This is a genomic window from Furfurilactobacillus siliginis (assembly GCF_001437435.1).
GTDB lineage: Bacteria > Bacillota > Bacilli > Lactobacillales > Lactobacillaceae > Furfurilactobacillus > Furfurilactobacillus siliginis.
This window is the reverse complement of record NZ_JQCB01000002.1, coordinates 180970-193641: the sequence shown is the minus strand read 5'-3', so window position 1 is coordinate 193641 and position 12672 is coordinate 180970. Positions and strand designations below refer to the sequence as shown.

General features: G+C 45.0%; 12 protein-coding genes. 11 read left to right on the top strand and 1 reads right to left on the bottom strand.

Translation table 11 applies throughout. The annotated features are described in order from the left end of the window. Positions 1-486 precede the first annotated feature (486 nt). Positions 487-1128, bottom strand: a complete 642-nt coding sequence (gene trhA, locus IV55_RS02355) for a PAQR family membrane homeostasis protein TrhA (RefSeq protein ID WP_057808960.1) — start codon at positions 1126-1128, stop codon at positions 487-489. Between the two features lie 188 nt (positions 1129-1316). On the opposite strand from trhA, the gene IV55_RS02350 reads away from it, so the two are divergent. The 11 genes from IV55_RS02350 (at position 1317) to IV55_RS02300 (ending at position 12656) form a co-directional block, all read left to right on the top strand. Continuing rightward, on the top strand, positions 1317-2159 hold the full coding sequence (locus tag IV55_RS02350) for a DegV family protein (RefSeq protein ID WP_057808958.1): 843 nt from the start codon (positions 1317-1319) through the stop codon (positions 2157-2159). A gap of 84 nt (positions 2160-2243) precedes the next feature. Beyond that, on the top strand, positions 2244-3209 hold the full coding sequence (locus tag IV55_RS02345) for a GDSL-type esterase/lipase family protein (protein ID WP_057808956.1): 966 nt from the start codon (positions 2244-2246) through the stop codon (positions 3207-3209). Positions 3210-3229: 20 nt separating this feature from the next. Next, the gene (locus IV55_RS02340; protein ID WP_057808955.1) at positions 3230-3853 is read left to right on the top strand and encodes a YpmS family protein; all 624 of its coding nucleotides are present in this window, start codon (positions 3230-3232) and stop codon (positions 3851-3853) included. Positions 3854-3872: 19 nt separating this feature from the next. After that, entirely contained in the window at positions 3873-4094 is a 222-nt protein-coding gene (locus IV55_RS02335; RefSeq protein ID WP_057808953.1) for a YozE family protein, read from the top strand. An 18-nt stretch (positions 4095-4112) separates the two neighbouring features. Further along, complete coding sequence (ylqF, locus tag IV55_RS02330) at positions 4113-4979, top strand: ribosome biogenesis GTPase YlqF (protein WP_057808951.1); 867 nt, start codon at positions 4113-4115, stop codon at positions 4977-4979. Beyond that, a complete protein-coding gene (locus tag IV55_RS02325) occupies positions 4972-5748 on the top strand; it encodes a ribonuclease HII (RefSeq protein ID WP_057808949.1) in 777 nt (258 codons plus the stop codon). The genes ylqF and IV55_RS02325 overlap by 8 nt, the downstream gene beginning before the upstream one ends. Positions 5749-5973: 225 nt before the next feature. Next, on the top strand, positions 5974-6852 hold the full coding sequence (gene dprA / locus IV55_RS02320; RefSeq protein WP_057808947.1) for a DNA-processing protein DprA: 879 nt from the start codon (positions 5974-5976) through the stop codon (positions 6850-6852). 151 nt (positions 6853-7003) lie between these two features. Then, positions 7004-9100, top strand: coding sequence for a type I DNA topoisomerase (gene topA, locus IV55_RS02315; RefSeq protein ID WP_057808945.1), 2097 nt, complete (start codon positions 7004-7006; stop codon positions 9098-9100). Between the two features lie 278 nt (positions 9101-9378). Further along, positions 9379-10725 carry an FADH(2)-oxidizing methylenetetrahydrofolate--tRNA-(uracil(54)-C(5))-methyltransferase TrmFO gene (gene trmFO, locus IV55_RS02310; RefSeq protein ID WP_057808943.1) on the top strand — a complete coding sequence of 449 codons (1347 nt, stop codon included), beginning with the start codon at positions 9379-9381 and terminating at the stop codon, positions 10723-10725. Between the two features lie 61 nt (positions 10726-10786). Continuing rightward, positions 10787-11749 carry a tyrosine recombinase XerC gene (gene xerC, locus IV55_RS02305; protein WP_057808941.1) on the top strand — a complete coding sequence of 321 codons (963 nt, stop codon included), beginning with the start codon at positions 10787-10789 and terminating at the stop codon, positions 11747-11749. Between the two features lie 28 nt (positions 11750-11777). Then, a complete protein-coding gene (locus tag IV55_RS02300; protein ID WP_057808939.1) occupies positions 11778-12656 on the top strand; it encodes an aldose 1-epimerase family protein in 879 nt (292 codons plus the stop codon). Positions 12657-12672: the final 16 nt, after the last annotated feature.

The following is a 12672-nucleotide window of genomic DNA, read 5'->3' as shown; positions in this document are numbered from 1 at the left end:
ACTACGGGCTTTGCGAATTCTTCGCAGCCCTTCGTTCTCGGTGTTACATCTGGTCTCTGTTGCTAATGACCTGGCGTTGGCGGAGTGCCTTTGCCCGCTTTGCGGGCAAAGGCACAAGTACAGTGAACGTGGAAGTAAACTCGCCGCCACGGGATCTACAACGGCCAACGTTCACTCTATGTGACAGTTAACTACAAGTATAAAATAACCGCTCTAACAAACTACGTACGCGTAGTTTGTTAGAGCGGTTATTTTATGTTCCGTCTGACTTTTACTTTGGCACTAACGGGTTGTGCCGTTCGCAAAGCGAGCGACACTTTCCGACAAAACAGGGTAACAGTGACGGCAGGAAACTAGCCTGCCGGGAGTGAAGGGCTGCGAAGGATTCGCAAAGCCCGCAACGGTAAGGCACGCTGGTTTCTCGCCCGCGAACGCAGTGAGCTCACTGTTATCCTGTTTTGACGGAGACACTCACTCATCACCACGCTAAGCGTACAGCAAAATTGAAAAGTACATGAGCGCTGAACCAAGCATAACGAATAAGTGCCAGATAACGTGGCCAAACGGAATCTGTTTGAAGCTGTAAATCACCGCACCAACTGTGAAGGCAATGCCACCCCAAACGAGTAGCCAAAAGCCCGTTGTGCCCAAACCGTGATATAGTTCTGGAAAAGCGAATGCACACATCCAGCCCATGACAACATAGATGACCGTGGACACGATGTTAAAACGACCGAGCCAAATGGATTTATACACGATTCCACAAATTGCCATGATCCAAATGATACTGAGAATCACCCAACCAACGGCGCCCTTGATCACGAGCAAACAATAAGGTGTGTAGGTCCCAGCAATCAGTAGATAAATGGCACTGTGATCGAACACCTGAAAGACATGTTTTGCCTTGGTAAACACGAGGGCGTGAAATAAGGTGGATGATAAATAAAAGAGAATTAAGATGACACCGTAAATCGTAAAGGTCACCACGCGCAATGCTGATTCGGTATGGACTGCGCGAATGATTAAGATGACTAATCCGGCAATTGCTAAGCCAAAGCCAATTCCGTGAGTGATGGCATTAAATACTTCGTTGACGATTCGATAAGTTCGCGAATGAATTTGCTGCATAAAAAGACTCCTTAAAACTCCGCTGTGTTCATGATAAAATCCTGAAAGAAACTACTGGAGTTATGAAATTATTGCTAAAATTTGGTATACTTGTGACACTAATTGTTTCTTAGCTAATATTGTAGCACGCTGTGGAAATCACGACGTTGTGCATTAGCTAAACCTGAGAAAGTGTGGGATTACTTACTATGCCAAACGTAAAAATTGTGACTGACTCCTCGGCTGGATTAACTGAAGAAGAAATTCGCCAGTACGACATTTCGATCGTTCCATTGTCAGTTATGATTGATGGCACCGTGTACGTTGAGCGGGAAACCATTACTAATGAAGAATTTATGACTAAAATGAACGCGGCTCAAAATCTGCCCAAGACAAGTCAACCACCATTGGGCAAGTTTGTGGACTTGTTTGATCAGCTTGGCTCTGATGGCTCACCAATCTTGGCAATCATGATGATGAAGTCAATTTCTGGGACTGTTGATGCTGCACGGCAGGCAGCTCAATTATCCAACGCTAATGTGACAGTCGTTGATTCACAAACGACTGATCGCGGACTAGCCTTCCAAGTGTTAGCCGCCGCTAAATTAGCTGCAACAGGTGCGGATGTCGATGCCTTGGTCGCTGAAACCATTAAAGTACGCGATCACTCACGGTTATTTATGGGCGTGATTACATTAGACAACATGGTTGCTGGTGGGCGAATTAATCGGGCTGTCGGAATGGTTTCAAACTTGTTGAACATCAAGATTGGTTTGGAAGTTATCAAGGGTGAAATCGTGGTAACGACTAAGGGTCGTGGTATGAAGACGATTAATAAGTTTCTTGATGAAGCCTATGCCGACATGAAAGCTGCTAACCACATCGCTAGTGTTGGTGTTTCTCATGCTGGTGCGCCAGAGACCGCGCAAAAGATTGCTGACAAGATTCACGAATTCTTACCAGACATGCCAATTGTTATTCGGCAGACCGTGCCGATTATCGCAACACATGCAGGACAAGGGGCATTTGCGCTTCACTATTACACAGATTAATTGAACTTTGTACAGCGGGTCTGGGACAAATACCATTGTGCCGGACCCGCTTTAGTATCAAATTAAGTCAGCCAGGAGGCCAGAATGAAACATTTTCGCGCGTTAATTATAACTTTATTAGTCCTGGCCGCCGCAGTGGCAGGCATAGCGGCCTGGTGGCTTTATCAAAGTGGGCATCAGGTGAGTGAACAAAAGCACCAGCCGGTTCCAATGCAAAGTGCACCTAAAGCAAAGAAGAAAGTGACTGCTAAAAAGTCTGTCAAACTAGTTGCCTTAGGTGATTCGCTAACTGAAGGCGTGGGCGATCAGCGTAAGCAAGGCGGCTATGTAGGCCAAATTAAACGTCAATTGACCACTAAACAGCATCTGCAGGTGACCGCCACCAATTACGGTAAGGCTGGCGATCGTTCTGACCAGATTCAAAAGCGTTTGACGAATTCACTATTAATGCAAAAAAAGGTGCAGCAGGCCGATGCCATTGTGATGACAGTTGGTGGTAATGATTTGATGCAGGGATTGCAAAATGCCAGCATCAAAGGAAACACGAGTCCCGTTGCGATGGATAAATCTGTTCAGGCAACACAGGCAATTTTTGCCGGGAAGCTGACACAATTGTTAAATCAAGTCCGTCAGTTAAATCCTGACGCACCGATTTTCTTGTTTAGCGTGTATAATCCGGTGTACGTTTACTTTGCGAATGTGGAACAGTTGAGCGCTTACGTGTTACAGTTCGTGCAGACAACGCAACAAACTGTTCAGCAGGTAGACAGGCTGTATTTTATGGACATTAATGATCAACTTTCCTATGGCCAGTATACGACGCCCGCTAAACGCGCTGCTTTAGCGGCTAAAGATGCACAAGCAAATAAAGCTGGTGAACTTAACGGTGCGGCCGTTGAAAAAGCGTTGGTCGGTGGGACAAGCGGTGAATTGAATGATTATTTATCGCCGGTCGATCACTTTCACCCGAACAATCGTGGTTATTCAGTGATGACGAATGTGTTATACAAAACAATGATGAAACATGATCAATGGCTACCTAAAAAATAAGCGGAAGGAAGTGGCGTTAGATGAATCAAACACGACAAACTAAAAAAAGCCCCCATAATTGGTGGCGAACGATAGCGATTAGCTTAATTGTTTTGATTGCTGGGTTAGGTCTATGGATCGGTATCGAAGCCACGAAGCCAATCCCGCAACCGGTGACCGTTGCAAAACCAACGTTACAATCTAATGCGACCTTTCAAGTGCAACTGAATACACAACAAGTTAATTCCCTTGCAGATTATTACATCAACCAAACGAAGAACAATAAATATAATTATCGTTTCGTCGTCAAGAAACATGCGATGCTTTATGGAACAACTAAGTTTCTAGGGGCCAAGCTCACGTATGGTTTGATTATGGATCCAAGCGTGACTAAGGATGGTAACATCAAGCTGCACGCTACTCGTATGGCAATTGGCCGTTTACCATTGCCAGTTCACTTTGTGATGGGCTTTGTGGCGCGTCACTATGAGTTTCCAAAAGGGGTTACCGCCAACGCAAAGACTGATACCGTCTTGCTTGATTTGCATAAAATCGGGCCTAAACGCGCTTTGACCCTTCGCGCTGAAACACTTGATGTGAATAGCGGTACGTACATCTTTAAAGCCGGTATTCCCGAAAAAGAATTTGCTAAAACTGTAAAATAATAAAATCAGGAGGTCGCTCATGCGGCGTAGTTTTTACCAGTTTTTAATGACCCAGCGCAATCTCAGTAGCTACGATCCTGTGGCGACATTTGCGAATAACGCTTTTTTAGACCAAGCATTTCCGAAACAATCTGATGATTTTGATGACGTCTCTCGCTATTTGGAAATGAATGGCAACTATTTACCAAGCATGGATATTTTTGATGAGGCGTGGCACTTATATATTGAATCAGAGCAGTAACGAAAGGAATTTCACAGAATGGCAAATATCCAATGGTTCCCTGGACACATGGCGAAGGCTTTGCGTCAACTGAGAGAAAACTTAAAAGTCATCGACATTGTGTTTGAATTAGTCGATGCACGGATTCCAGAGGCCTCGCGGAATCCTGAATTAAATGATGCAGTTGGTACCAAGCCAACGTTATTAATTCTAGAAAAAAGTGATTTGGCCGATCCACGTGCTACTAGTGCGTGGCTACGTTATTATCGGCAACATAATCAAGCAGCGATTGCAGTTGATGTGAACGACCGCAAGCTGACTGGTGATTTGACCAAAGCAGCTCGAGAAGTCCTGAAGGAACAACGAGCACGGGCCGCGGAAAAGGGCATTCAGTCAGAAACGGTGCGAGCGGTGGTTGCCGGCATCCCCAATGTGGGGAAATCGACCTTACTTAATCGACTGGTAAATAAAAAAGTTGCCGTTACCGGGGACCGTCCCGGGGTGACCAAGAAACAGCAATGGTTAAAGGCTGGCAAAGACCTTCAGTTGTTGGATACACCTGGTGTTTTATGGCCGAAGTTTGAAGACCAACTGGTAGGGCAAAAACTAGCATTAACCGGCGCAATTAAAGATTCTTTGTTCGCCAAGGATGATGTTGCGTTGTATGCCATTAAATGGTTACGTAAACAAGATCAGTTAACTGCTTTAGTTGACCGTTATCACGTCACCACAGAGGATTTATCATTGAGCGATGTGGACTTGTTACTTGCCATCACGCAACGTCTTGGATTCAAAGATGATTATGAGCGTGCCAGTGAACGTCTGATTTTCGATCTGCGTAAAGGCAAGCTTGGTCGATTGACGTTTGAATTGCCTGAGGATTCAGAGGCAACAGATAATGCCTGAGGAATCGCATGAAAGCATTGCCGACGTTAAAGCACATTTAGCGACGATTTCAGCGGCCACTGATCCATACCTGATCAGTTTACAGTCAGACCCTCGAAAAGGGGTACAACGACTGATAGCGCAGGTGCAACACCGTTTTGAAATCCTGGCTGCCAAAGAAAATGCTGTTCATGATCGTCAGAAATTAGAACGAGCTGCTTGGGATCATGGTCAGCAACACGTGGTTGGTATTGATGAAGTCGGTCGCGGGCCACTGGCAGGTCCCGTGGTGACTTGCGCCATTGAATTGCCACATGACTTTAGTTTACTTGATGTGAACGATTCTAAGCAGCTACGTGCGGTTGATCGAGAGCGCTTATACCCACAGATACTAGCAGCTTGTGTGGATGTCAGTATTGGCATCGCATCGCCACGACAAATTGATCAGTTAAATATTTATCAAGCGACGCGGGTTGCCATGCGCGATGCTGTATTAGGGTTAATCCATCAACCTGATCTATTGTTGATCGACGCGATGCAAATCGACGTTCCAATCGAACAACAAAAACTGATCAAGGGTGATGCAAAGTCCGTCAGCATTGGCGCGGCCAGTATCGTTGCGAAAGTCTATCGTGACCACCTAATGCAGATGTACGATCAACTGTATCCAGGGTATGGCTTTGTTCAAAATGATGGCTACGGCACGAAGCAGCACTTAGACGGTTTGGCAGAATTTGGGATCACACCGATTCATCGTCATTCTTTTAGTCCAGTTGCAAAGTATCTCTAGAGTTTAAAATCAAAGAAGGATCCGATGCAAAAGTAATTTTGCCTCGGATCTTTTTTTGATTTGCGCATTTTAAAAAATTGAACGCTTAGAATAAAAGTTACGTCGCCGTGCTGACTAGAAACGACTTCTCAATTTTTGTCACACTCTTTTACATTTAAAAATAATTCGCATACAAATTGCGTATGTTCTTGTATCGACTAAACCGATAACAGGAGCAAATAGCGCATGCAAACACTAATCACAAAATTAAATCATGATTTTTTAGTTCGCTTACAGTTGGTGCCAGGAATTGGGTTGGCCGCACGCCGAAAAGTGTGGCAGTTCTTGCAAGATCACTTGGATGAACCATTGACCATTAAACAGGTAGCCCAGCTTTTGGCATTGGACGCCATCGGGTGCACGCAACTATTTAATAATTGGCATGATGACCGGTTAACAGCAACCGTACTGGCAAATGAGCAACATAGTCAGGTGGTGACCATCGTTGATGATGCTTACCCACAGCACTTACGCGAGTTGTATGCTGCGCCACTCGCATTATTCTGTCACGGTAACCTGGCACTATTAAATGATGCGGGGTTAGCCATCGTCGGTGCTAGGCAGGCAACTACGTATTCATATGCGTTATTAAAGCAATGGTTGCCGGAATTAGTGGGCATCAAGCGCCCAATTATTTCAGGATTAGCCGCTGGCGTAGATTCCCTCAGTCACCAATTGGCAATGAACAATCGTGGTCAAACAGTGGCGGTCATTGGGACCGGGTTAGATGTCGCTTATCCGGCCAGCAATCAATCGTTGCAACAAAAAATAGCATCGGAACAGTTGTTGGTTAGTGAATATCCTTTAGGGACCACGCCTGCCAAGCATCATTTTCCTGAGCGCAACCGTATCATTGCAGGGTTAGCGCAGGCAATTTTGGTGACTGAAGCTGCAATCCACTCTGGTAGTTTAATAACGGCCAACATTGGATTACAAGAGAATCGTGATGTTTTAGCTGTGCCAGGACGCGTTACGGATCGGTTATCAGCTGGCTGTAACGCCTTAATCGCGGCGGGTGCGACACCGGTGAGTTCAGCTGAAGATATTTTAAATGAGCTGCGTTAATTGACATGGAATATCGACTTAATATAGTAGAAAAGTTTCAAATATGTTGACAGCCGCTCCGCTTGTGCAGTATGGTGATTTAGATTTGACCTGTCAGCTAACGGGTTAAAAGCATTTTATAAATTCACAAATTAAAGGAGTGGCCTCATTTATGGCGACGTCAAAAACCAAATCGAAGTCAAAGATTAAAAAGAATTTGGTCATCGTCGAATCCCCATCTAAGGCAAAGACCATCGAAAAATACCTCGGCCGCAACTATAAAGTTGTTGCTAGTAAGGGACATGTTCGAGATCTACCTAAATCACAAATGGGTGTCGACGTTGAAAATAACTACGAACCACATTACATTTCTATTCGTGGTAAAGGTGACACAATCAAGGAACTGCGTAAGGATGCTAAAAATGCCAAACGCGTTTACCTCGCATCTGACCCGGATCGTGAAGGGGAAGCCATTGCGTGGCATTTATCCCACTTATTAAACCTTGATCCTGAAGAAAAGAATCGGGTGGTCTTCAACGAAATCACTAAAGATACTGTCAAGAATGCGTTTAAGCAACCTCGTGACATCGACATGGATTTGGTTGATGCTCAACAAGCACGACGGATTTTAGACCGATTGGTTGGTTACTCCATTTCACCAATTCTTTGGAAAAAGGTCAAAAAAGGTCTGTCGGCAGGGCGTGTCCAAACTGTTGCATTGGCCTTGATTATTAAGCGTGAGCAAGAAATCAAAGACTTCAAACCAGTTGAATACTGGTCAATTGATTCCCAATTCAGTAAGGGTCGCAGCAAGTTCATGGCCAGTTTTTACGGTACCAATGGTAAAAAGGCTGATTTGAAGGATAATGCCGCTGTTCAAGCTGTGTTAAAGCAAATTGACCAGAAGGCTGATTTTGCGATTACCGATGTGACAAAGCGCGAACGTCGGCGGATGCCACAGCCACCATTCACGACCTCTACCATGCAACAGGCTGCTAACCGGCAGTTAAACTACCGGACGCGTAAGACGATGATGGCTGCGCAACAGCTGTATGAAGGGATTAATATTGGCAAAGGCGGTAGCGTTGGTCTGATCACCTATATGCGGACCGATTCAACGCGGATCGCCCACATTGCCAAACAAGAAGCATCACAGTTTATTCACGAAAAGTATGGTGCCGAATACGCGGCTGTTAAGCCAGTCAAGGGCAAGTTGCCTGAAGGCGCCCAAGATGCCCATGAAGCGGTACGTCCAACTAGTGTTCACCGGACGCCTGCTGAAATGAAACAATACTTAACGAATGATCAATTCCGTTTATACCAGTTGATCTGGAACCGATTTGTTTCATCACAGATGACTGCTGAAGTGTCAGACACAATGACGGTAACGATTGATCAAAACAACGTGCAATTCCGTGCGAATGGATCAAAGGTTAAGTTTGCCGGATTCACTAAGGTTTACAAAGTCGCTGCTGAAAAGGACAACATGTTACCTGACCTAAAGGTGGACGATGCGATCAAGATGGTCAAAAATGATCCGCAACAACATTTTACGCAGCCACCGGCACGGTACTCCGAAGCCAACTTGATTCATGCGCTGGAAGAAAATGGTGTTGGTCGTCCCTCAACGTATGCACCAACGCTGGATACCATTCAACGTCGGAACTACGTCAAGCTTGATGCACGGCGTTTTGTTCCGACAGAATTAGGCGAAATCGTCAACAACGTCATCGTCGATTTCTTCCCTGATATTGAAAACGTCGAATTCACGGCTGGTCTTGAAAAGCGGCTTGATGGTGTTGAACGTGGCTCCGAGGAATGGGTCAAGGTGATTGACGAATTCTTCAAGCCATTCTCGACCGAAGTTAAAAAAGCTGAAGATAACATGGAAAAAATCAAGATCAAAGATGAACCAGCTGGTTTTGATTGTGATATCTGTGGTGCGCCAATGGTTGTTAAAATGGGCCGGTATGGTAAGTTCTTCGCCTGTTCACGCTTCCCTGATTGTCGTAACACGAAGGCCATCGTGAAGGAAATTGGTGTGACTTGTCCGCAGTGTCACCAAGGCCAAATCATTGAACGTAAGTCAAAACGCAATCGTGTCTTCTACGGTTGTTCACGATTCCCTGACTGTGACTTTGTTTCATGGGATAAGCCAATTAATCGTGATTGTCCAAAGGATGGTCATTTCTTAGTTGAAAAGAAGGTTAAGGGTGGCAAGCAGGTTGTTTGTCCAAATGGCGATTACGAAGAAACCGTTCAAAAGTAAGAGTGGGGGAAAAGTCGGGAAGTAGCGAGCAAGACCTAGAATCGCCGTACGGGTTGGGCTTCAACCCGGTAGGTGGTTCGTAGTCTGCACAGCGACTTGACTTTTGACCCACGTTTTCACTATTTAAGTTCGTAAATCAAAAAGTGAGTTTGGAACAAGCCTATGTTCCAAACTCCTTTTTTGATTCTGAGTAGAATTTCTGTTCCGGTTTGTTGTTTCTGTTGTGATGCTTTACAATAGCCACATCACTAAAATTAAATAAGATCGAGGTATTCAGCATGGCATCGACACCCACTGTAAACGTTATTGGCGCTGGTTTAGCCGGCAGTGAAGCAGCTTATCATATTGCAAAAATGGGCGTACCCGTTCGTTTATACGAAATGCGACCGGTAAAACTCACCCCCGCACATGAAACCGGCAATTTTGCGGAACTAGTTTGTACGAACTCATTACGGGCGAATCAAATTAGTAATGCTGCCGGTCTTTTAAAAGAAGAAATGCGGCACTTAGACTCTGTTGTAATCCGTTCAGCAGACGACAATGCTGTTCCCGCTGGTGGTGCACTGGCTGTTGACCGGACCCCATTTGCGGAACAAATCACCAAAACATTGACAAATATGCCAAACGTGACGGTTGTTTCTGGCGAAGTAAACGAACTCCCAGAAGGAATTACAGTCGTTGCTACCGGACCATTGACTGCGGGTCATTTGGCAGATGCCATCAAAGGCTTCACTGATGAGGATGATTTACATTTCTTCGATGCTGCAGCACCAATCTTAAACAAGGACTCCCTGGATATGGACAAGGTCTACTTGAAGTCCCGTTATGACAAAGGGGAAGCGTCCTACTTGAACGCTGCAATGAACGAAGAAGAATACAACGCCTTTTACGACGCATTGATTCACGCTGAGACAGCAGATGTTCATGACTTTGAAAACAATGATGTGTTTGAAGGATGTATGCCAGTTGAAGTGATGGCTAAGCGTGGTCGACAAACATTGCTTTACGGACCCTTGAAGCCAGTTGGGCTCGAAGATCCACGGACTGGGAAGCGGCCATTTGCCGTTGTCCAATTACGTCAAGATAATGCTGCCGGTGATTTATATAACATCGTTGGCTTCCAAACGCATTTGAAGTGGGGCGAACAAAAGCGTGTTTTCCGCATGATTCCTGGTTTGGAAAATGCTACGTTTGTGCGTTATGGTGTGATGCACCGCAATTCATTTTTGAAATCACCTAAATTATTACAAGCCACCTACCAGACAAAGAAGCGGACTGACTTATTCTTCGCTGGCCAAATGACTGGGGTAGAAGGTTACGTTGAAAGTGCTGCTTCCGGTATCTTAGCTGGTATTAACGCAGCTCGTTTGGCATTAGGACAAGAACCAGCTGTCTTCCCACAAACGACGATGGTTGGTGCAATGGCTAACTACATTACGACTGCGTCACCAGATCATTTCCAACCTATGAACGCAAACTTTGGGATCGTTCCTGGCTTAGATCATCGTGTTCGTGACAAGCGTGAACGCAACACTGAAGTTGCTAACCGTGCATTAGCTGATCTAGATGCCTTTTTACCAAGTATTGATTTGGCGGCGCAAGTTCCTAGCACCGTCGCTGACTAGTATGTCGCTTGTAAAGCCTTTATTATTTTGCTAACGTAGCAAGTAACGAGGGCTTTTTATTATGCAAAAAAATCAACCACCCCAAACGTTAGAAACTAACTGGATTGATCTGTTTATTGAGTACTTGAAGGTTGAACGACGCTACTCCGACAATACGATAACCGCGTATCAGGAAGATATTGCCGCTTTCGTAACGTTTTTATCAACAAGTGGTGGTGCCAGTTCATTTGCAGCGTTGGATCATTTAGACATTCGTGTATATTTGAGTGACTTATATGATGCTCATTATTCGCGGACATCAATCGCCAGAAAGATTTCCAGTTTACGGTCGTTCTTTAATTTTTTAGTGAAGAATGATTTGGTGACGGATAATCCGTTTGTGTATGTGAACCTAAAGCAGCATCCGGATAGCTTGCCACGGTTTTTTTATGAAAAAGAAATGGATGAGTTACTCACGACCGCCAGTGGTGATGGCTCAAAGCCACTGCAATTTCGCGACCGTGCCTTGCTAGAAATGTTATACGCGACTGGTATGCGGGTTTCAGAATGTGCACAGTTAAATTACCGCGATATTGATTTCTCGACCCACATGATTTTAGTGCATGGGAAAGGTGACAAGGAGCGTTATGTACCAGTTGGTCGGTATGCGCTGGCAGCCTTAACCGCTTACGAGGATCATTGCCGAACACCGTTGATGCAAAAATATCATCAACAGCATGCCGTGGTGTTTGTGAACCGTTATGGCAAACCCATCACGAGTACTGGCATTGAATATGCTTTAAATCAGGTCATGAAACGCAGCTCATTGACTGGCGAAATTCATCCTCATATGTTGCGACATACGTTTGCGACGCAGATGCTTTCAGGCGGTGCAGACTTACGGACCGTACAAGAGTTGCTGGGACATAGTAGCTTGTCGACTACACAAATTTACACGCATGTCACCAAGGATAGTTTACAAGCAAATTACCGAAAATTTTTCCCGCGTGCTGTTGATAAAGGGTCACGGGGACCGGACGACTAATTTAAAAATGTTACTGGAGGATGCAGTTGTGATTAATCTTAAAAATGAGGCATTAAACGTTGTCATTAATGAACATGGTGCTGAACTAACGAGTGTTAAAGATGTAGAAAGTCATTTGGAGTACATGTGGCAGGCTGATCCAGCATTTTGGAATCGGCATGCGCCAGTGTTGTTCCCCATCGTTGGGCGCTTGCATGATGATACTTATAACTATGACGGTCATGAGTATCACATGACGCAACATGGGTTTGCACGAGACCAAGATTTCCAGGTTGCCGCGCAAACCGATACTAGTGTGACGTTTACGCTAACTGACAACGCTGACACCCATAAATTATATCCATTTGCATTTAAACTGGACATTATGTTCAGCTTGCAAGGTCGTCACTTGAGTGTTGAGTATCGCGTTACTAATCCATCTAGTAAGGCAGTCTACTTTGCCATTGGTGGGCACCCTGGCTTCAACCTACCACTAGGTGATAAGCAGGGAACCTTTAGCGACTACACGGTCGCAGTTAGCCCAGCTCAAATTTATCCGTCATTACAATTAGACGGTCCTTTTAGTGACACCGAGCATCCAACAACGCTTAACTTTGAGAAGCCACTGGCTTTGAAACACAGTTTGTTTGCCAATGATGCGAAAATCCTAGACTTGCAGCAACAACCAACAACGTTAACGGTAACCTCCGATCTAAATGAACATGGGATCGCACTGACGTTGCAAAATGCAGATTACGTTGGCATCTGGTCACCGTCGCCAAAACAAGCACCCTTTGTTTGTCTTGAACCTTGGTGGGGCATTGCAGACAGTGTGACCGCAGATGGTCAGCTACAACACAAGTTTGGTATTCACGAATTGCATCCTCAGGAAATGTTTAACGCTGACTACGCGATTGAATTCTTCTAAGTTATTCAATCGTCGA

Excerpts from the sequence above, each read along its gene's own strand:
- dprA (WP_057808947.1), top strand. The coding sequence starts at position 5,974 with ATGCAAACACTAATCACAAAATTAAATCATGATTTTTTAGTTCGCTTA.
- IV55_RS02325 (WP_057808949.1), top strand. The coding sequence starts at position 4,972 with ATGCCTGAGGAATCGCATGAAAGCATTGCCGACGTTAAAGCACATTTA.
- xerC (WP_057808941.1), top strand. The coding sequence starts at position 10,787 with ATGCAAAAAAATCAACCACCCCAAACGTTAGAAACTAACTGGATTGAT.
- trhA (WP_057808960.1), bottom strand. The coding sequence starts at position 1,128 with ATGCAGCAAATTCATTCGCGAACTTATCGAATCGTCAACGAAGTATTT.
- IV55_RS02350 (WP_057808958.1), top strand. The coding sequence starts at position 1,317 with ATGCCAAACGTAAAAATTGTGACTGACTCCTCGGCTGGATTAACTGAA.
- ylqF (WP_057808951.1), top strand. The coding sequence starts at position 4,113 with ATGGCAAATATCCAATGGTTCCCTGGACACATGGCGAAGGCTTTGCGT.
- IV55_RS02345 (WP_057808956.1), top strand. The coding sequence starts at position 2,244 with ATGAAACATTTTCGCGCGTTAATTATAACTTTATTAGTCCTGGCCGCC.
- IV55_RS02335 (WP_057808953.1), top strand. The coding sequence starts at position 3,873 with ATGCGGCGTAGTTTTTACCAGTTTTTAATGACCCAGCGCAATCTCAGT.
- trmFO (WP_057808943.1), top strand. The coding sequence starts at position 9,379 with ATGGCATCGACACCCACTGTAAACGTTATTGGCGCTGGTTTAGCCGGC.
- IV55_RS02340 (WP_057808955.1), top strand. The coding sequence starts at position 3,230 with ATGAATCAAACACGACAAACTAAAAAAAGCCCCCATAATTGGTGGCGA.
- topA (WP_057808945.1), top strand. The coding sequence starts at position 7,004 with ATGGCGACGTCAAAAACCAAATCGAAGTCAAAGATTAAAAAGAATTTG.